The sequence below is a fragment of the Streptomyces sp. NPDC005963 genome (assembly GCF_040638655.1).
GTDB lineage: Bacteria > Actinomycetota > Actinomycetes > Streptomycetales > Streptomycetaceae > Streptomyces.
Window position 1 is genome coordinate 302,834 of record NZ_JBEXVD010000001.1, and the last position, 19,737, is coordinate 322,570.

A 19,737-nucleotide genomic window follows, 5' to 3' on the forward strand; every position below is an offset into this window, starting at 1 on the left:
GGTGACAGCGACCATCGACCCGGACGACCCCTGGTCAGGCACCGCCCCGGGGCACCGCAGAATCCTGGAGGCGGCACTCTCCGCCTTCGCCGACCGCGGCTACCACGGAGCCTCGACGCGCGACATCGCCGCGGCAGCCGGCATGAGCTCCGCAGCCGTGTACGCGCACCACCGCACCAAGGCCGACCTGCTCTTCGCCATCAGCGAGGCCGGCCACCGACACGTCCTGGCCGTGTGCGAACGGGCGCTGGAGGCCGAGACCACTCCGGTCGCCCGACTGCGCTCCCTGGTGCACGACTACGCCGCCTGGCACGCCAGACACCACCTCCTGGCCCGCGTCGTGCAGTACGAACTCCGTTCACTGCTGCCCGAGTACCGGGCGGTGGTCGTCGAACTGCGCTCCCGGACGGAGGAGCTGTTCGGGCGGGAGGTGCGGGCGGGGGTGGAATCGGGGGTCTTCCACACCGAGGACGCCGATGACACGACCCTGGTGATCCTGTCCCTCGGCATCGACGTGAGCCGGTGGTTCACCCCCGGCGGTACGCGCACGCCCGTCGGGATCGGCCGCACGTACGCGGGCGTGGCCCTCACCCTGCTCGGCGTCGACGGCCCGGTTCCCTCTTCTCCCTGAGCCGTGGGGCGCGTCCCCCGTGGTCCGTGGCCCGTGGAGGAGGCGTGCCCGGCTTCGCCCCGTGGTGCGCGGGCCCGGTCCACGACCGTGCCCCATGCACATGCATCCGGGTGATCGAGCCCTCCACCCCACCCGCGGCGATCCCCGAACCCCTCGCACCGGGTGGGGGAGCCGTGCGGGCCCTTTCGACGCCGGGTCGTTGCTGCCCGATCACCGACCCGTCGCCCGAGGCGTCGGCCTCCTCGTGACGTCCTGATGGATCCTGCCCGGCGGTCCTCGCTGCGGCAGCGGTCCGCCATGCCCCGCGGCCGGTGGATCGCCCCGGGTGCCGAGGGCGATGCCCGTCTGCACAGCGCCGGAAAGCCTCACACTTTCAAATCTTCTATCGCGTGATCTATTCGCCTCACACCCTTGACACCAAGGGGATTCCCTAAAAAACTAAATGAGCATTCACATCACTTAACCAGCCTTGGAGGTACGATGAGCCGCCGAGTCCTCGTGGCCGGTGTCGGGATGATCCCGTTCACCAAACCGGGTCGCAGTGACCCCTACGACGTGATGGGCGCCCGTGCGATCCGCGCGGCACTGGAGGACGCCCAGGTCCCCTACGACCAGGTGCAGCAGGCGTACGCCGGATACGTGTACGGCGACTCCACCAGCGGTCAGGCCGCGCTCTACCGCGTCGGCATGACCGGAATACCCGTCGTCAACGTGAACAACAACTGCGCCACCGGCTCCTCCGCCCTATGGCTGGCCCGTCAGGCCGTGGAGTCCGGAGCGGTGGAGTGCGCACTCGCCGTCGGCTTCGAGCAGATGCAGCGCGGAGCGCTCACCACCCACTGGAACGACCGGCCGAGCCCCACCGCCCGCTTCAATGAACTGCTGGACGAACTGCACGGGATCGACGACACGCTGCCACGGGCCGCCCAGCTGTTCGGCGGCGCGGGCGCGGAGTACGTCGAGAAGTACGGCGTGGACCCGCGGCTGTTCGCCAAGGTCGCCGTCAAGTCCCGTACCCACGCGGCCAACAACCCTTACTCCGTCTTCCGTGACCCGATCACGGAAGCGGAGGTCATGGACTCGCCGCACATCTTCGGCCCCGTGACCCGTCTCCAGGCGTGCCCACCCACCTGCGGCGCGGCAGCGGCGATCGTGTGCAGCGATGCGTTCGCGCGACGCCACGGGCTGCGCACCGACGTGGCGATCAAGGCCCAGGCGATGAGCTCCGACCGCCCCGGCACGTTCGACGAGAAGAGCATGATCGAACTGGTGGGCGCGGGACTGACCCGTTCGGCCGCCCAGCAGGTCTACGAGAGCGCAGGCGTGGACCCCCGTGACATCAAGGTCGTCGAACTCCACGACTGCTTCACCGTCAACGAGGTCCTCACCTACGAGGCGCTGGGGCTGTGCGAGGACGGCGGCTCGGAGAAGTTCGTCGCCGACGGGGACAACACCTACGGCGGCCGGGTCGTCGTCGGCACATCGGGCGGTCTGATGTCCAAGGGGCACCCGCTCGGCGCCACCGGCCTCGCCCAGTGCGCCGAGTTGGTGTGGCAACTGCGCGGCGAAGCCGAGGCACGACAGGTCGACGGTGTGACGCTCGCCCTGCAACACAACCTCGGCCTCGGCGGCGTCGGCGTCGTCACCCTCTACGAGAAGGTCTCCTGATCATGCCCCTGGACCGATCCCTCATCGGCACCACGTCACCCGAGTTGGTCGTTGACGTCGAACGGGGCCGTCTGCGCTTCTTCGCCAAGGCCACCGGCCAGACCGACCCCGTCCACCACGACCTGGACGCGGCCAGGGCCGCCGGCCACCGCGACCTCCCCGTCCCCCCGACGTTCCTGTTCTGCCTGGGCATGGAGGTGCCGAACCCCTTCGACTACCTGGAAGAACTGGGCATCGACCCCGTCACCGTCCTCCACGGCGAGCAGGGATTCGAGTACTTCGCACAGGCGTACGCCGGCGACACGCTCACGTACTCGACCCGCATCTCCGACATCTACGAGAAGAAGGGCGGCGCGCTCCAGTTCCTGGTGCGCGACACGGACGTGACCCGCGACGGCGAACTCGTCGCGCGACTGACCGCGTCGGCCGTCATCCGCAGAACGACCGGCAAGGAGCACACCGCATGAGCGCCCCGCGCCTGTCCCCCGGTGACACCCATGAACTGGACATCCCGAAGATCACCCGGACGTCGCTCGCCCTCTACGCCGGCGCCTCCGGCGACCACAACCCGGCTCACATCGACATCGACGCCTGCAAGGCCGTGGGCATCCCCGACGTCTTCGCCCACGGAATGCTCTCCATGGCGCACCTCGGCCGGCTGCTGACCGGCTGGGTGCCGCAGGAACGCATCCGCTCGTACCGGGTCCGCTTCGCCGCGATCACACCGGTGAACTCGACACCGGTCTGCCGGGGCACCGTCGTCAAGGTCGAGGACGGCCTTGCCCATCTCGACCTGACCATGAGCCTGCCCGACGGCACGGTGACCCTGCGGGGCTCCGCCGTCGTCTCCGCCGACTGAACAGCACCCACCGAACCCGTACGTGAGGACCTCGCAACCATGGGAACCCTGGACGGCAAAGTCGCCATCGTCTCCGGCTCCGGCCGTGGCATCGGACGCGCCATCGCCCTCAAGCTCGCCTCCGAAGGCGCCTCGGTCGTGGTCAACGACCTCGACCGCGGACCTGCCGAGGAGACCGCAGCCGACATCGAGGCAGCCGGCGGGCGAGCAGTCGTCTGTCCCGGCTCGGTCACCGAGGACGACTTCGCCGAGCGCTTCGTCGCCACCGCCGTCGACTCCTTCGGCGGTCTCGACATCATCGTCAACAACGCCGGATACACCTGGGACACAGTCATCCAAAAGATGACCGACGAACAGTGGGACGCCATCCTCGACGTCCACCTCAAAGCACCCTTCCGCATCCTGCGCGCAGCCCAGCCCTACTTCCGCAACAACCCCGTCGACCACCACCGCAAGGTCGTCAACATCTCCTCCACCTCCGGCGTCGCCGGCAACCCCGGCCAGGCCAACTACTCCTCCGCCAAGGCGGGCGTCATCGGCCTCACCAAGACCATGGCCAAGGAGTGGGGCCGCTACAAGGTCAACGTCAACGCCGTCGCCTACGGATGGATCCTCACCCGCATGACGGAGGCCACCGCCGACGACCGGGCCTTCGTCGAGATCGAGGGGCGCAAGCTCCAGGTCGGCATCAACCCGCAGCTCGCCGAAACCCTCTCCCGCACGATTCCGCTCGGCCGTCCCGGCACCCCCGACGAGGCAGCGGGGGCCGTCTACCTGTTGTGCACCCAGGAGTCGAACTACGTCTCCGGGCAGTGCCTGACCGTCGACGCCGGCCAGCGCTGAGCTCGCCCACCACCCCACCCCCGCCCGTCCGTCCCACGGCGGCCGGACGGTTCCCTCCCCACACCCCCGTGCTCCGCAACCGTGACCCGCCGACGCCGCCGGGTCGTCACTGGAGGATGACGTGTACCTCACCCAACCCCTGCACAGAGCACTTCAGCAACGCCCCGACGCGCCGATGACCGTGTGCGGCGAACGGGTCAGGACCACCGGGCAGATCGCAGACCGGGTCGCCCGACTGGCCGCCGCCCTGCGGAGCCTCGGCGTCGTGGAGGGTGACCGGGTGGGGATGCTCGCGCTCAATTCCGACCGGGTCCACGAGTACTTCCTCGCGACCTGGTGGATCGGCGCAGCTGCCCACCCGATCAACGTCCGCTGGTCCCCCGCAGAGATCGCCTATGCCGTGGGCGACTCCGGAACCGAAGTCCTCCTGGTCGACGACGCCTTCGCAGCCGTCGTCCCCGAACTGCGTGAGCGCTGCCCCGGCCTGCGCACCGTCGTCCACTGCGGCGACGGCCCCGCCCCCGAGGGCACAGTGTCCTACGAGGAACTGGTCCGCTCCTTCGAACCCGTACCCGACGGGCGGCACGGCGGTGACACGCTCGCCCTGCTTCTCTACACGGGCGGCACCACGGGGCTGCCCAAGGGGGTGATGGTCAGCCACCGCGGACTGTCCGCTTCGCTCCACGGCTCCATGCTGGCCATGCGCAACGTCGACCACGGCGGCGTCACCCTGGTCACCGCCCCGCTGTTCCACATCGCCGCCTTCTGTAGTTGGTACGCCCAACTGCTCATGGGCGGGACAGTGGTGTTCCTCCCCGCCTTCACCCCCGCCCACTTCCTCGACGCCGTACAGCGCCACCGCGTCACCACGTGCATCCTGGTGCCCCTCATGGTCCAGTTGGTCTGCGACCACCCCACCCTCGCCGACCACGATGTGTCCTCGCTGCGCAGCATCACCTACGGCGGTACGGCGAGCTCCGACGCACTGCTCCGTCAGGCGATGGAGACCTTCCCCGGGGCCGGGTTCACCCAGGGCTACGGTATGACCGAAACGGGCGTGCTCACCGTGCTCGGCCGTGCGGAACACCGGGCCGGCGGACCCAGGTTGCGTTCCACCGGCCGTGCCACCCCCACCGTCGAGATCGCCGTCCTGGGCCCGGACGGTTCGCCGTTGCCCCCCGACGAGGTCGGCGAGATCGCCACCCGAGGCGACCACGTGATGCTCGGCTACTGGGGCAAGCCGCAGGAGACCGCCCAAGCGCTGCGCGAGGGCTGGATGCACACGGGAGACGCCGGCCGCATCGACGAGGACGGCTACCTCTATGTGGTCGACCGCATCAAAGACATGATCATCACCGGCGGGGAGAACGTCTACTCCGCCGAGGTCGAGAACGCCCTCGCCTCCCATCCAGCCGTCGCCTCGTGCGCGGTCGTCGGACTCCCCGACGACCGCTGGGGCGAACGCGTCCATGCCGTCGTCGTCCTCAAGCCGGGGCGTACGGCGACCGTGGAGGAGATCCAGGCCCACTCCAAATCCTTGATCGCCGGATACAAGACGCCCCGCTCGGTCGAGTTCGTCGAGAGCCTGCCCACGTCCGCCGCCGGAAAGATCCTCAAGCGCGTCCTGCGCGACTCCGCGCGCCCCGACATGCCCTGAATCCCAGCCACACCCGCAGAGGAACGAGACGACACCCATGAAGCGCTCCGTCTTCAACGAGGACCACGAAGCCTTCCGGACGATGATCCGGGACTTCATCGGCAATGAGGTGGTCCCCCACTTCGACGCCTGGGAGGAAGCGGGCCTGCCGCCACGTGATCTGTTCCGCAAGCTCGGTGCCCTCGGGATCATGGGCTTCGGCATCCCGGAGCAGTACGGCGGCCCGGGCGAGACGAGTTACAAGTACCAGGCCGTCCTCAACGAGGAGTGCGCCCGCGCCGGAGTCATGCTCGGCCACTTCGGTGTGAGCACCAGCATCGTGCTGCCCTATCTGCTGAACCTCGCGAACGAGGAGCAGAAGAAGCGCTGGCTGCCCGGGATCGCCTCCGGGGACATCATGTTGTGCGTGGCGATGACGGAGCCGGGCACCGGCTCGGACCTGGCCGGGATCCGCACCACCGCGACGCTCTCCGATGACGGCACCCACTACGTGCTCAACGGCGCCAAGACCTTTATCACCGGCGCCCGCAACTCCGAACTGTGCGTGGTCGCCGCCCGTACCTCCGCCGCGACCACGGAGAACCGTCGTCAGGGCCTCAGCCTGCTCGTCGTCCCCACCGACAGCGAGGGCTTCGAGTACGGCCGCAAACTCGAAAAGATCGGCCTGCGCTCCTCGGACACCAGCGAGCTCTCGTTCACCGACGTCAAGGTCCCGGTCGCCAACCTGCTCGGCGAAGAGGGCCAGGGCTTCTCCTACCTGGGCCAGAACCTCACCCGCGAACGGCTCGCCATCGGCGTCGAGGCCGTCGCCCGCGCCCGGGCCGCCGTCGCCTTCACCCAGGAGTACGTCCGCCAGCGCACCGTCTTCGGCAAGCCCGTCGGTGCCTTCCAGAACACCAAGTTCGTCCTCGCCGCGTGCGAGACCGATGTCACCGCTGCAACAGCGCTGTGCGACCAGGCCCTCACCCTGGAGGAGACCGGTGACCTCACTCCCGCCGATGCGGCCCGCGTCAAGCTCCACGGCACCGAGGTCGCGGGCCGGGTCATCGACAAGTGCCTGCAACTGCACGGCGGCTACGGCTACATCCTGGAGTACCCCATCGCCCGCATGTACGCCGACATCCGTGTCAACCGCATCTACGGCGGTACCAGCGAGGTGATGAAGACGATCATCGCCAAGGACATGGGGCTGTGACCGGGCCCTGAGGATGCCCTGAGGATGTGGACGCGAAGGGCCGGTCCGACAAGTCCGGGCGGTCGACGTGAGGCCCGTACCCTCACCGTCGAGGGCCGGCTCCCGTCCGCCGCACTGCTCCTCATGACGTAGCGCACGAGCGTGCCGACGACTGGCGGGCCCTCGCCGCACTGTGTGCGCCGCCAGTCGACGCCGGGCACTCGTTGTGTTCCGCTCCACGATGCAACGCACGGCCAACGCCGAACGGTCACGGGTCTCGACCGCACCGCAGGCGGCCTCCACACTCCTGGAACGCGGACCCGCCCGGCGGCATGTCTCCGCGGCCTCACCCCAACCAGCTGAGGAGCAGCCTTGCGACTCGTACGCCTCTTGATCAGATCAGGTGCGGCACTCGCCGTCGCCGTGGCCCTGATGATCCCGACCGCGCCGACGGCCCGGGCCGACACCCGGGACCCGGTCCTCTTCGTGCATGGCCTCGGCGGCGCCGGACACAACTGGAACACCATGATCGCCGAGTTCGTGGAAGCCGGCTGGTCGCGCGACCGGTTGCACGCGATGTCCTACGACTCAGCGCGGTCCAGCGAATCCATCGCGGTCGAGATCAGGGACGAGGTCAATGCGCTCAAGGCCCGGACGGGCGCGACCAAGGTGGATGTCGTCGGCCACTCCCTGGGCGCGCTCAACTCGCGCTGGTACATCAAGTTCCTCGGCGGCACCGCCCAGGTGGACGACTGGGTGTCGATCGGCGGGGTCAACCGAGGCACCTACGGCGCACTGACCTGTCTGCTGGATTCCTGTCGGGAGGCCTGGCCCGGCAGCGACTTCCTCGATGCGCTCAACGGCGGTGACCCCACGCCCGGCGCGGTCGACTACACCACCGTCTGGTCCTCGTGCGACGAAGCGGTGAACCCGGACTACTACGCGACCCTTGAGGGCGCAACCAACTGGTACGCGGGTTGTGTCGGCCATATCACCCTCATCTTCGCTCCCCATGTGATCGACCGCACCATGAGTGCCGTCGCCTGATCCCGCACCCAACACCTGTCGGGCCGGCCCTCGTCCAAGGCGGGGTCCGGCCCGAGTTGCCTTCTACCGTCCCGTCACTCAGGGCCGGCTCCGGGGCCTTGCCTGCGGCTTCCGGACCGACGCCGCACTGCCTCCTTCGGACCCGTGAGACGGCGGGCATCGACGGCAAGGGTCAGGTCGACCAGGTCCCGTGGCCGGTCCAGGCGCTTCCCCGTGAGCTTCTCCAAGCGGTGCAACCTGTTCAGCACGGTGTTCCGGTGACAGAAGAGCTGCTCGCTCGCACGGTCGGTGGAGCCATGACAGCTCAGCCAGGTCTCCAGCGTCTCCAGGAGCGATCTACTCTCGTTGGGCGGCAGACCCAACACCGGGCTCAGCACGGTGTCCGCGTACTGGGCCGCCAAATCGGGACGGGCCAGCATCAGTGCGGCCGACAGATGGTCGTCCAGCAGCGCGGGACCCTCGTCCACACCGCACATGCCGAGCGCCAGCTCGGCCGATTCCCGTGCCCGACCCAACTGCGCGAGGCCCTCGACGGCCGGTCCGATCCCCGCACGCGTCCCCGGGGGAAGGGTCAGTGCGCGGGCCAGCTCCGTGACCGGTCGGTCCTCCAGCGGAACGACAGCCGCGTGCCCGTCCCGATAGGGGCACCGGTACAACCGGAAGCCGTCCACGTCGTGGCGTACCGGCTCCATCGCAACGGGACTCTTCGGGCCCTTGGAACGCACGACTGCGTACCGGCCGACAAGCGGCAGATCGAGGGCGATGGCCGCCGCCGACACGTCCATGGGATCCAACTGCCCGCGCAGCAACGTCTTCAGAACCGGCAGCATCGCCCGCTCGTTGCCGGACGTCAGCTCCGCCGTGGTCCGGCGGTGCGACTCGGTGAGCAGGGCCGTGTCCCGGCCCACGTAACGCCAGTAGTCGCTCGCGGCGTGCGCCATCGCACCGGACGTGCCGGGCACCTCGTGCACTACCGCCTCCACGAGGCGGTCCCACAGTACGGTCGAACCGATGCGGTACCCCTGCACCAGGGCGAGCAACGGCACCCCCTGGCGGGCCCGCCGTGCCGCCAGGGCCCATGCGTGCTCGCCCGATTCGGCGAAGCGGTCGGGCGAGGCGAGTGACCCGACGGCCGTCTCCAACGAAAGGTAGGCCGATTCCCAGAGGTCAGTGGGAGCCGACAACGGATCGCCGTAGTGGGCCACTTCCGCACGCACGCGCGCCAGTGCACGATCCACCAGGGGCGCCAGCCGGCCCCGTACCAGATCAGCGGCGTGCACGAGCACGGGTGGCGGGGCCGGGACCGCCAGAGCGGGGTCCTGTACGTCGATGGAGTCGGGCAGCGGCGGGGTGGTTCGGGCTCGTCCGGTCGGGCCCGATCGTGGGTGGGGAACCGAGGTCATCGAACCTCCCGCGCATGCATGACGTCGATGTGCTGGTGGCGCATTTCCGAGCGGGACGGGTCTCGTCGGATGTGCGCATTGTTCCCCGAGGACGCGCAACGCACCAGACTCCTGCCGGAGTCGCTTCGCACCGTCCGCATCGTCCGCACCGACTGTCCCGCGCCCTCACCAACGGCCGTGGTCGCTCGTCTCCGAGCGAGCCGACGCGGCACCGTTGAGCTGCTGTTGCCCTAGGCATCGGAGCCCGGCGGGCGCGCAGGAGGCGCGCTTCGCGGATATGGGCCGACACCGTCGTTCCGGATGACTCGAAGGCGCGGTGCGCAGGGAGATGTGGTGGGCGGCGGCGATGGCCGGGGGTGTGAGGGCGGGTCCTCGGCGTCCTGGGCCACCGTATGAAACCCGGCGAGGTATCGGCCATAACTTCCGTTCATCCCGGACCTGATGTCCGGGCCGTTCCCTGAAGTGTGGATACGTGAGGCGGGTCTAAGGGTGTTGCAGTTCGCTCGGCAAACCGTGCCGCTGTCAGACCCACGGACTAGCCTCGGCTCATGACTTCCTTGGATCTTGCTGCATTCGATCGGGCGTGGGATCGCCTGGAGACATGGCTCGCCCGTCATTCGCCTGCGGATCACGCCGCGCTGCGACCACCGGCAACAGCTCTGGAGATAGCGGAGTTGGAGGGGCATGTGGGCTTCACCCTCCATCCCGAGCTCAGGCGGTTGCTGGAGCTGCGGAACGGCGTTGCCGAGCCCGAGCCGGACGACGGGCCCGGGTCCGGAGTGTTTCCGGCCGGCGGCATGCTGCCGCTGGGGCACCGGCTCAGCTCCACCGCAGCGATCGCTTCGATCCACCAGATCCTCGTGGAAGTCGGGGAGGACAACGCCGAGGCCGAGCTGTGGGACGAAGAGGAGCTCTCCGGTCATCTGCACCAGTGCGTGCCGTTCGCTCTTCCCAACGACGGAGGCGTCGCATTTGTCGACCATCGTCCCGGAGCCACGTACGGGCATGTGTTTGAGATGGGTATCGGGTCCGGTGATCTGGAGGGCACGCTCTGGGGCTCAAGTCTGACCGAGTTCGTCGGGGCCGTGACGAACGCTCTCGAAACGGAGGCTCCGTTCCTCTCCTATTGGCCCACCGCGTTCGAGCACTCCGCCGGCAGGACGTGCATCGCATGGGAGGTGCGTGCGTAGATCAACGATCGAGCGGAAGGACGTGGTGGTCCGGAGTGTCGAGCCAGATGTGTTCGCCCCGACTGTCAACGGTGAGTCCAAAGCGTCCGGGTGTCGGTTCACCGGCGCCGGTCCACCAGCGGTGGGCTGCCTCCAGTTCGTCCCAGAGCAGTCTCGGCCCGCTCTGATAGACGGTTGAGATCGGCTTTCCGTCGTGGAGGACGGCCGCCGCCCAGGAGCGGTCGGTCAGCCCGTAGAGCCATGCGCTGCGACTCGCGCCGCGCCGATCCCCGAGGTAGGCGCACTCGGGTACGAGGAGTCGGGCCGCGGTCATGAACGGGTGCCGCGATGGGTCGTCGAGTCCGGTGGAACGGGAGGTGAGCGTGGTGGTGCGGATGGTGGCATCGCCGGGGAACTCGGCCGGGAGATAGGCGGCTTGGTCGACGCGTCGGCGTTGGGTCCTCACCTTCATGAACTCGACGGGGTCGCCGAGCAGACCCACGGCAGTGGTTCCGTCCCGGGAGACGGTGAGCCGCACGATGTGATCGGCGTTGCTGAAGTGCGTTCCCCACGGGGTGACGATCAGGCCACCAGGTCGGGTCTGTTCCACCCAACGGTAGGGGACGGTACGTAGACCAGCGGTGGCGATGATCCGGTCGTAGGGCGCCCCTGAGGGGTGCCCTCGGAGGCCGTCACCGGTGATCACGGTGGGGTGGAGTCCACTCCGGGCCAGCGCGCTACGGGCTGCCACCGCAACGGCATCGTCGATCTCGACGGTGGTGACGAGGGTGTCCCCGAGTCGGTGGGCAAGGAGGGCTGCATTCCAACCGGTGCCGGTACCGATCTCCAGGACGCGGTGTCCATCGTGGACGTCGAGTTCGGCGAGCATGGCCATGACGACACTGGGCATCGACGCCGATGACGTGGGAACCCGACCGGGGTCGGTTCCGGTGTGGTGCCCGTCGTCCCACTGCGTAGTGATCGGGACGTCGGCGTCCGCTGCCGCGTACCACGGGGACGCGTCGACGGTGCGGTCGCAGGTGCTGCCCGTCTGCGTCGCCATGTCGAACGGCCACATCACGTCCGGGAGGAACAGGGCGCGGTCGACGGCGTCAAAGGCCCCGGCCCACTCCGGGGTCATCACGCCGGACTCGTGCAGCAGACGGCACAGTTCGACCCGCCCCGGTCGCACGTCTTGTCCGATGGACGTCACTTCTTGTGCTTGCCGTCTCCGTCGGGCGTGGACCCGTCCGGGCTGGGTGGGTCCTGCGGCGGGGTCCAGGGTTGCCCGGGGTGCCCGTCTCCCCCACCAGCGCCGCCCGGGTCCTCGCCACTCGCCACGATCACGTCGGTCCTCATACTGCTCCCCCGTCGCCAGATGTCGACAGGCACTCTACGGACGGGCATCCGCGGTGGCGAGAGCGCTCGGAAGCACTCTCGGCGCACCGGCAGATGCCCGTACCGCGACCGCTCGCGCCCCCGCGACGGCCCCGTACTCTCCCTACTTCCCGACCGGGGTACGGAAGTCGTCCCCACGCCTCACGGTGTCGTCCTTACGCCTCGCGAAGGGGCAGGTCGTCGGGGACGAGCACCTTCGCGGCCGTCCTCTCGGTGATCTCATCGACGGTGACACCGGGCGCGGTCTCGACGAGGACCAAGCCCTCATCAGTGACGTCGAGGACGCCGAGGTCGGTGATGATCCGGTCCACGCAGCCCTTCCCGGTGAGCGGCAGGTCACATGCGCCCACGATCTTCGGGGTGCCGTCCTTGGCGGTGTGGGTCATGGTGACGATCACCCGACGGGCACCGTGCACGAGGTCCATGGCTCCGCCGATCCCGGTCACCATCTTGCCCGGGATCGCCCAGTTGGCGAGATCGCCCCGCTCGGAGACCTGCATGGCACCGAGCACGGCCGTGTCGATGTGACCGCCGCGGATCATGCCGAACGACAGCGCCGAGTCGAAGAACGCCGAGCCGGGCAGGACGGTGACGGTCTCCTTTCCGGCGTTGATCAGGTCCGGGTCGACCGCGTCCTCGTCCGGGAAACGCCCGGTGCCGAGGATGCCGTTCTCCGACTCCAACACGACGTGGACGCCCTCGGGCAGATGGTTGGGGATCAGTGTCGGCAGCCCGATGCCGAGGTTGACGTACTCGCCGTCCTGTAGTTCGCGGGCCGCGCGGGCGGCCATCTCGTCCCGTGTCCAAGCCATCAGACCCGCACCTCCCTGGGCGTCACCGTGACGTTCTCGATCTTCTTGTCCGTGGCCTGTGCGGGGCTGAGGGCAACCACGCGCTGGACGAAGATGCCCGGCAGATGGACGTCGTCGGGGTCGATCCCGCCTGGTTCGACCAGTTCCTCCACCTCGGCGATCGTGACGCGACCCGCCATGGCCGCCAGGGGGTTGAAGTTGCGGGCGGACTTGTTGAAGACCAGATTGCCGTGCCGGTCGCCCTTCGCCGCCCGCACGAGGGCGAAGTCCGTGGTAATCCCGTGTTCCAGGATGAATTCGGCGCCGTCGAACTCGCGCACCTCCTTGGCCGGTGAGACCACGGCGACGCCGCCCTGTCCGTCGTACCGCCAGGGCAGTCCGCCGTCGGCGACCTGGGTGCCGACCCCGGCGGGCGTGTAGAAGGCGGGTATGCCGCAGCCGCCGGCGCGCAGCCGCTCGGCCAGCGTGCCCTGGGGGATCAACTCCAACTCGATCTCGCCGCCCAGGTACTGGCGGGCGAACTCCTTGTTGCCACCGATGTAGCTGCCGGTGACCCGGGATATCCGCCCCGCCGAGAGCAGCACGGCGAGCCCGGAGTCCAATGCTCCGCAGTTGTTCGAGACCACGTCCAGTCCCGTGATGCCGGCCTCGTAAAGCGCCTGGATCAAAACCCCCGGCACTCCACAGAGCCCGAAGCCGCCGACTGCGAGGGACGCCCCGTCAGGGATGTCCGACACCGCCTCGGCCACTGAGGCGATCACCTTGTCCATCCGCCCGCACACTTCCCTTCAGGGCGCCAGCGCCCTTGACTGAGGTTGTTCGTTGGTGAACTCAAGTCCACGATCGTTCGGACCGAGGGGTGGAACCGTGGGTTGGAACGGAGGGTTGGAACCGATGATGGCGACCGAGTGTTCGATCCTCTGCACGGCACTCGGGACCGTGCCGGATGGGTCGTTGCGCACCGGCGCGTTCACGGGGCCTCCACAACCTCCGGCTTACGCCGGCAGCTCTCCCAACAGTCGGCGATAGATGCGCGCGTAGGCGGCCAGCTGTGCCAACGACAGTTCGTCGCACCGCGGATCGTCGGCTGCCGGCTTCATCTGCGGCCCGAGGCGTACGGTGTCGACGCCACGGGCACGCAGCACGACACCGTCGGTCGACCCCGTCCAACCCGTGATCGGCGGCGGCTGCGCACCGAACTCGTCGAGCCAGGCCGCCCGGGCCGCGGTCACCACCGGGGCGTCGGCAGGCGTGGCCGCGGCCGTCGCCCCCGCCTCGGCCTCCACCTCGACCGTGCAGTTCCGCAACGCCGAATGCGCGCACCGCGCCCGCAGCCGGTCGGCCAATTCGACCGCCAACGCCTTCGGCTCCACCGGGTCTCCGGCAACGACGTACATATCGATCTGCAACTGGGCCGGCAGCAGATCCGGCTTGTCCGGCCAACCTCCGCCGAGCGCACCGATGCCGCAGGCACGGCCGGTCTGCCCGACCCGTGGGTCGGCGGCCAGATAGTCCGTGCGCCAACGGGCCAACTCGTCCAGGACGACACCGGCCGAAGCGAGGACTCCCCCGGCTGGCGTGGCCGACTCCGGCAGCATCGCGATTCCCGAGCGGCCGGTCACCCGGACGGTCAGATAGAACGAGCCCGGCTCGTGCCACAACAGGGTGGGCGGGCTGCACTTGGCCACGATCGCGGACCGCGGCAGCGGATAGGCGTCGGCGTACGCCTCCAGCCCGGTGATCCCACTGGCGCGGCGGTGCGTCCCGGAGCCGGCGAGAAGCAGCCGCCCGGAGCCGGCTTCGGCGAAGGCGACCAGCGCGGCAGCGGCCGGCCCTCGGCCGACCCCGAGACCGAAGCCGGACACTGCATCGCCCGCCACACCGAGCCGGCTGACCGGCGCGGCATTACCGGTGACGAGCCGGATGCCCACGCCGTCCTCGTCCAGCGACGTGTCCAGGTGGGAGTAGAGCAGGGGCCCGGCCCCGTGCGCAGCAGCCAGGCTGCCACCCGCGGGACCGTGCTCCAACACCTGCCACTCGATGTGCGGCCACCGGTCCGCGCACCACTTGCGCAGCCGGTGGGCCGCCGTCCGCTCCGCCCCGCGCGGGGCCGGGGTGGTGTCGAGCAACCGCAGAACGTCCAGCAGTTGCTCTCTCAAAAGCGTCCCCAGTCGTCGGAAGCCGGACGCCACACATCGATGTTGCGCGGGTCGGCCGGCATCCTGCGGGGCCGGTGGGTCTCATGCTCCTCCGGGGTGAAGACCCGGTGCGAGTCGCACAGCTCGTACCGCGGGCCGAAGCGCGTGTCGTGCATGTAGAACGCGATCGACGTCGAAGCCGAGTGGTTGACGATGTCGGAGGCGATCGGGGCGCCCTTGTAGAGCGCCCGGGCGCGCATCCGCATGACGTGGTCGAGGCTCTTCATCGCGAAGCACAGGTGTGCGACGTAATGCTCCGTGTTCTTCTGTATCGCGAGGCTGTGGTGGTAGCGGTCCTCACAGCGGAAGAACGTGGTCGAGCCGACGACGTGGTCCGACGGCAGGAACTTCAGGACGTTCTGGTAGAAGTCAATCGTCTCGTCGAACTTCGCGGTGGCGATGAAGGGGTGCACCAGGTCGAGCGGCCGGATCTCGATGGTCGGAGGCTCGGCGTACTCCTGGAACTCGGTGAACAGTTCGACGACGAGGCCGTTGGGATCCTTCACGCCGAAGCCGTTGTCACATAGCGCCTTCTGCCGCTCCTGGAGTTCGAGGACCTCCAGTCCTGCATCGAGAACGCGCTTGTGCAGTTGTTCGAGGACCTCCTCGCTCGCCACGCTGTAGCCGACCGCGGTCGTCCACCCGTCCGTGCGCTCGGGCGCATGGATCAGCTCGATCGCGTGGTGCTCGATGTCGGCGCGCAGATAGGCGTACTCGTCCGTGCGCTGTTCCAGCTGAAGCCCGACGTGGTACTGGAGGAAGTCAATCGTGGCCTCCATGTCCGGAACTTCGATCCGGGCGTACTCCATGCCGTACGGGCCGTGCGGGCGGGTGCTCACCGGCGGTGTCCTTCCTGCCGTGAGCGAAGCGCGCTCGGTGAACTCGAACGAGGTGATGGCCTGCTGGGCGATGACCGGTCGCCAGCGCGTGCGCACGAAGTGCTCGTGGGACTCGCTACTGAGATAGGCGAGCAGGTCGTCCTGATCGTCGAAGTCGACGGCCATCGTGTGGGCGAACGTCTGGTCGCGGGTGCTGATGTTCTCGCCGAGGACAAAGCCGCGCATGGTCGGGTACCGGTCGGGGAAGGTGCGCAGCTCGGCCAGGACGGACGCGCGCGCTGCCGGGTCGACTCCGTCGGCGAAACGAAAGGACAGGGTGTGTCTGATCATCGGGTCACCATCCGTCGCCGGCTAGAGGATGAAGCTGAGTCGGGCGCCTGCCGCCAGCGACTCATGGCCGAGGATGGAGCGCCGCAACCGGAAGCGGAGGCCGTCGTCGGTCGGTACCAGTACATGCTCGTACCAACCGACGTAGGCGTCGAAGCGTCCGTCGCGGGCGCGGTGCACCACGAAGGAGGCCGCCACCCGGAAGGAGTCCTCGGTGTGTTCGGTATCCATGGCGTCCGCAGCGTTCTCGGACAGTCGTACGTTGGACACCAGGCGGTGCGTGCGCGAGTGCGGGTTCTCGGCGTGGGCTTTGCGGGACTTCAGCCGCTTGACCCGGGCGAGCAGCAGGTTCCAGTCGTCGTCGACGAACGATCCGGTCTCGTGCAACGACCAGCCGGGCCGATAGTCGGTGGTCGGGACCTCGTAGCGGGCACCGGGCTCGAAGAGGGCCAGCCAACCGTCGTAGTCCCAACGGTCAAGGATGTCGGCCTCGGCGTAGAGGAAGTCCTCGATCTCCTGCCGGGTGATGGTGCGCCCCGCACACCACACGGAACCGCTGTTGTGGATCGTGGTCATCGCACGTCCCTCCCCGCCAGGAAGGACGCCGGGCGCTCGCCGTTGATTTCGATGCCGTCATCGACCCCGATGGCTTCGACCCAGTGCCGCCAGAAGCCCCGCATCGCACCTTCGTCGATGGACCTGCCCTGCACACCCTTGACCTCGTCGGCCATACCGCGCGACATATCGCTGAAGTCCAGCTCGGGCAGACCGGTGCCCGCCGTGGCCTGGATGCCGCGCTGGACCGCCTCGTACGCCTCGATGTCGTCCGGTGTGGCGAGTCCGCCCGGGCCGACGAAGCTGACGACAGTCTTCATGCGCAGGGCGCGCGTGTCCGGGTCCTCGACACGCGGCACGAGCTGCCACGCGCGCACGTCGGTCTGGTCGGGCGCCACGGGTTCCAGTTGCCGGATCGACAGGCCCTCGATGTCGAACAGCAGCAGGTTCGGGAACACGAACAGGATGTGGCTCTCGTCCGCCACGTGGTGGGCCCGCTCCTCGCCGAGTCGTTCTGTCATCTCGGCTCGGTGGGCGTCGGTGCGGACGCGTTCGTCCTCGCCGAAGCGGGGTTCCCAGATCATGCTGATCCGTCCGCCGTGACCGGTCAGAACCAGCAGGCCATGGCCGTTGCCGAGGTTGTACGCGTACTGGTTGTCATCGGTGACGGCGTAGCCGCTCTCCCGCAGATATCCCACGAACGTGTTGTGCGTCGGTGAGAAGTGGTACCCGTCCATCGCGTTCTCGACGGCGAGCTTCCAGTTGCCCCGTACTCCGTAGAGCTGAGTACCGGGCAGTGTGGTCATGCCGCCGACGTGCTGCTGCTCGATCATCGTCATGTAGTCGGCGGCGTCGCCGAGGTGTTCCAGCAGGGGCGGAACGTCGGGGTCGAAGGAGACGAAGACGAAACCCTCGTGGATCTCCAGGCGCGCCACGCTCCGCAACCCCATCGTGGAGCGGAACTCATCGCTCGACTCGTACGCGCCGGCGTCGGGGATCGCGGCGACCTCACCGTTGTTGCGGAAGGTCCAGGCGTGGTAGAAGCACTGGAACAGCCTGGCGGAGCCCTCGTTCTCGCGGCACAACACGGTGCCGCGGTGTGGACAGGAGTTGAGGAACGCGTGCACCTCGCCGGCGCTGTCCCGACAGAAGATCAGTGGTCGACCGCCCAGAGTGCGGACCTTGAAGTCGTTGGGGTTGGGTATCTCGGTCTCGTGCCCGAGGTAGAGCCAGGTGTGCATCCACACCCAGCCACGCTCCCGGCTGAAGATCTCCGCGCTGCGGTATGCCTCGCGGTTGACCCGGAAGGTGAGTTGGTCCCAGTCCTCGACGATCATCGGTGCTGGAGCGGTCCGGTGATTGCTTCCCATGGGGAGTTTGCCTCTCACAAGTCCCGACCCGAGTGGCGCGCTGCGTGAGACGCCATCTCGTATGTCGCATGAGCGTCCCCCAGCTCACTCGACGGTGTCAAGCATTCGCCCACCTGATTGACATACGGGGTGCACCCGGACATCATCCTGTTCCACATTGAAATACACCGTCTCGCATACTGCGCAAGCGCTTGAAGGGCGACGAGCGTGCGCCACCCGCCTTCGCGCGAGCCTCCTCGACATCGCGGACAGCGACGGCACAACGGACGAGAACCTTCCACGACTGCCGACCGTCCGGCTTCCGTTCACCGTCGCGGCCTGCGTCGAACGAGCGCCTGAGCACGCTCCAACCACCCTTACCATTGCGTTACACAAGACAGCGTTTCATTTGATGTCCCTACCAACTTGACTGAGCATGGACAGGAGCGTGGTATCCATGACGACGAAGGTGCAGCGCGGCACCGGCGAGCAGGACGGTCCCGAAAGGACCGCCCCGACCATCCAAACGGTGCAGCGTGCAGCGCTGATCCTCGGCTCGTTCACGGTCGGCAAGCCGCACATGAGCCTCAACGAGATCACCGCGCGCCTCGGGGCGAGCAAGGCGACCGCGCACCGCTACACGAAGGCACTGCGGGCGGCGAACCTGCTGCGGTACGACGAGCGCACCTCGCTGTACTCCCTCGGACCCCAGGTGCTCACGCTCGCCGCGGCTGCACGGGCCGGCCTGCCGATCGTCGCCGCTGCCGAGCCGTACATGGAGGATCTGGTCCGCCAGATCGACGAGACGATCGTGCTGTCCGTCTGGGACGGCGAGTCCGCGACCGTGGTGCGCTCGGTGGACAACACCGACCACATGGTGCGCATCAGCGTCCGGGTCGGCTCGCGCCTGAACCTCACGTCCTCGGCACAGGGACGCGTTTTCCTCGCCCTCCTGCCCCCGGAACAGGTACCGGCGCTGCCCCGTTCGGTCCGCAGGTCGACCGAGCTCACCGAGGAGCTCGACGCCATCCGACAGCACGGTCTTTCGGTCAACTCCCCCACGGTCAACGGGGTGCGCACCATCGCGGCACCGATCTTCGAGGGGGAGAAGATCAGCGGGACGCTCGCGATCGTCGGCACGACGGCGACCGTCCCTGACGACGTCAAGTCGCCGATGGCACAGGCACTGTTGGAGACGGCCCGCGCGTTGTCGCAGCGGCTGGGAACCTCAGACGGAAGCTGACCCGCTTACGTCGGCAGTGGCCGGGCCCACCGCGAAAACGGTGGGCCCTTCCGTCGCGCACCACTCGTCATCACGGGGCGGGCACACGTCGTCCGCCCCCCACGGGCCGTGGGGGGGCGGACGACGTACGACCAAGAGGCGCGGAGCTCCTGCACCAGCGGAGCGGCACACCGCAGCGGGCCGTCAGCAGCTCAGGGAAGCAGGTCGGCCCGCGGTGGCACGAAGAAGTCGATGTTCACGCAGGGGGCCTCCGTCGGCTCCACGTAGTGCTCGCTGCCGCGGGGAACCAGGAGGAACGCTCCGGCGGACATATCGTGCGCAACGCCGTCCACGTAGTAGTTCGCACGGCCCTCGGCGATGTGCACCAGTTGGTCGAAGTCCTCGTGCCGGTGCGGGTTGAGCGTCATGCCCACCTCCAGCTCGTGATGGCAGATCATGACCTCGTCCGTCGCGTAGACACGGCGACGGACCCCCGGCCGCACCTGGGTCACCGGTAGGTCGTCCCAGTTGACGACGGTGTTGAAGAGCGCTGCGTTGCGTGTGCTCACTGCTTTCCCTCTCCGGT

At 68.4% G+C, this 19,737-nt stretch carries 20 protein-coding genes; 10 read left to right on the forward strand and 10 right to left on the reverse strand.

The genetic code is table 11. The features are described from left to right. The first annotated feature begins 1 nt into the window (after position 1). The 8 genes from ABZ348_RS01230 to ABZ348_RS01265 all read left to right on the forward strand — a co-directional run bounded on the left by ABZ348_RS01230 (position 2) and on the right by ABZ348_RS01265 (position 7,879). Positions 2–631: a TetR family transcriptional regulator gene (locus ABZ348_RS01230; protein WP_358928063.1), complete on the forward strand. Its 630-nt coding sequence runs from the start codon at positions 2–4 to the stop codon at positions 629–631. A 480-nt stretch (positions 632–1,111) separates the two neighbouring features. Further along, positions 1,112–2,299 carry a lipid-transfer protein gene (locus tag ABZ348_RS01235; RefSeq protein ID WP_358928065.1) on the forward strand — a complete coding sequence of 396 codons (1,188 nt, stop codon included), beginning with the start codon at positions 1,112–1,114 and terminating at the stop codon, positions 2,297–2,299. A 2-nt stretch (positions 2,300–2,301) separates the two neighbouring features. Then, complete coding sequence (locus ABZ348_RS01240; protein ID WP_358928067.1) at positions 2,302–2,766, forward strand: MaoC family dehydratase N-terminal domain-containing protein; 465 nt, start codon at positions 2,302–2,304, stop codon at positions 2,764–2,766. Then, on the forward strand, positions 2,763–3,158 hold the full coding sequence (locus ABZ348_RS01245) for a MaoC/PaaZ C-terminal domain-containing protein (protein WP_358928069.1): 396 nt from the start codon (positions 2,763–2,765) through the stop codon (positions 3,156–3,158). Before ABZ348_RS01240 ends, ABZ348_RS01245 begins: the two co-directional genes overlap by 4 nt. Positions 3,159–3,197: 39 nt before the next feature. Beyond that, positions 3,198–4,001: an SDR family oxidoreductase gene (locus tag ABZ348_RS01250; protein WP_358928071.1), complete on the forward strand. Its 804-nt coding sequence runs from the start codon at positions 3,198–3,200 to the stop codon at positions 3,999–4,001. Positions 4,002–4,122: 121 nt separating this feature from the next. Then, entirely contained in the window at positions 4,123–5,658 is a 1,536-nt protein-coding gene (locus tag ABZ348_RS01255) for a long-chain fatty acid--CoA ligase (protein WP_358928073.1), read from the forward strand. A gap of 37 nt (positions 5,659–5,695) precedes the next feature. Next, complete coding sequence (locus tag ABZ348_RS01260; RefSeq protein ID WP_358928075.1) at positions 5,696–6,853, forward strand: acyl-CoA dehydrogenase family protein; 1,158 nt, start codon at positions 5,696–5,698, stop codon at positions 6,851–6,853. A gap of 351 nt (positions 6,854–7,204) precedes the next feature. After that, entirely contained in the window at positions 7,205–7,879 is a 675-nt protein-coding gene (locus tag ABZ348_RS01265; protein WP_358928077.1) for an alpha/beta fold hydrolase, read from the forward strand. A gap of 74 nt (positions 7,880–7,953) precedes the next feature. On the opposite strand, the gene ABZ348_RS01270 is transcribed toward ABZ348_RS01265, so the two are convergent. Beyond that, on the reverse strand, positions 7,954–9,282 hold the full coding sequence (locus ABZ348_RS01270) for a helix-turn-helix domain-containing protein (protein WP_358928079.1): 1,329 nt from the start codon (positions 9,280–9,282) through the stop codon (positions 7,954–7,956). Positions 9,283–9,830: 548 nt separating this feature from the next. On the opposite strand from ABZ348_RS01270, the gene ABZ348_RS01275 reads away from it, so the two are divergent. Beyond that, positions 9,831–10,472 (forward strand): SMI1/KNR4 family protein, encoded by a 642-nt coding sequence (locus tag ABZ348_RS01275; protein WP_358928081.1) that lies wholly within the window; start codon positions 9,831–9,833, stop codon positions 10,470–10,472. Position 10,473: 1 nt separating this feature from the next. Here ABZ348_RS01275 and ABZ348_RS01280 read toward each other — a convergent pair whose 3' ends face one another. The 8 genes from ABZ348_RS01280 to ABZ348_RS01315 form a co-directional block, all read right to left on the reverse strand. Further along, positions 10,474–11,592: a methyltransferase domain-containing protein gene (locus ABZ348_RS01280; RefSeq protein WP_358928777.1), complete on the reverse strand. Its 1,119-nt coding sequence runs from the start codon at positions 11,590–11,592 to the stop codon at positions 10,474–10,476. Between the two features lie 68 nt (positions 11,593–11,660). Continuing rightward, complete coding sequence (locus tag ABZ348_RS01285; protein ID WP_358928082.1) at positions 11,661–11,810, reverse strand: hypothetical protein; 150 nt, start codon at positions 11,808–11,810, stop codon at positions 11,661–11,663. Between the two features lie 194 nt (positions 11,811–12,004). Continuing rightward, positions 12,005–12,661, reverse strand: coding sequence for a CoA transferase subunit B (locus ABZ348_RS01290; RefSeq protein ID WP_358928084.1), 657 nt, complete (start codon positions 12,659–12,661; stop codon positions 12,005–12,007). Then, positions 12,661–13,431: a CoA transferase subunit A gene (locus ABZ348_RS01295; protein ID WP_358928085.1), complete on the reverse strand. Its 771-nt coding sequence runs from the start codon at positions 13,429–13,431 to the stop codon at positions 12,661–12,663. Before ABZ348_RS01295 ends, ABZ348_RS01290 begins: the two co-directional genes overlap by 1 nt. 225 nt (positions 13,432–13,656) lie before the next feature. Beyond that, positions 13,657–14,820, reverse strand: coding sequence for a hypothetical protein (locus ABZ348_RS01300; protein WP_358928087.1), 1,164 nt, complete (start codon positions 14,818–14,820; stop codon positions 13,657–13,659). Beyond that, on the reverse strand, positions 14,817–16,028 hold the full coding sequence (locus ABZ348_RS01305) for a Dabb family protein (protein WP_358928089.1): 1,212 nt from the start codon (positions 16,026–16,028) through the stop codon (positions 14,817–14,819). The genes ABZ348_RS01300 and ABZ348_RS01305 overlap by 4 nt, the downstream gene beginning before the upstream one ends. A 21-nt stretch (positions 16,029–16,049) precedes the next feature. Then, a complete protein-coding gene (locus ABZ348_RS01310) occupies positions 16,050–16,601 on the reverse strand; it encodes an aromatic-ring-hydroxylating dioxygenase subunit beta (protein ID WP_358928091.1) in 552 nt (183 codons plus the stop codon). Next, the gene (locus tag ABZ348_RS01315) at positions 16,598–17,950 is read right to left on the reverse strand and encodes an aromatic ring-hydroxylating dioxygenase subunit alpha (protein ID WP_358928093.1); all 1,353 of its coding nucleotides are present in this window, start codon (positions 17,948–17,950) and stop codon (positions 16,598–16,600) included. Before ABZ348_RS01315 ends, ABZ348_RS01310 begins: the two co-directional genes overlap by 4 nt. A 436-nt stretch (positions 17,951–18,386) precedes the next feature. On the opposite strand from ABZ348_RS01315, the gene ABZ348_RS01320 reads away from it, so the two are divergent. Next, positions 18,387–19,172 (forward strand): IclR family transcriptional regulator, encoded by a 786-nt coding sequence (locus ABZ348_RS01320; RefSeq protein WP_358928095.1) that lies wholly within the window; start codon positions 18,387–18,389, stop codon positions 19,170–19,172. Positions 19,173–19,363: 191 nt separating this feature from the next. Here the strand turns inward: ABZ348_RS01320 and ABZ348_RS01325 are convergent, their stop codons facing one another. Then, entirely contained in the window at positions 19,364–19,720 is a 357-nt protein-coding gene (locus tag ABZ348_RS01325) for a cupin domain-containing protein (protein ID WP_358928097.1), read from the reverse strand. Positions 19,721–19,737: the final 17 nt, after the last annotated feature.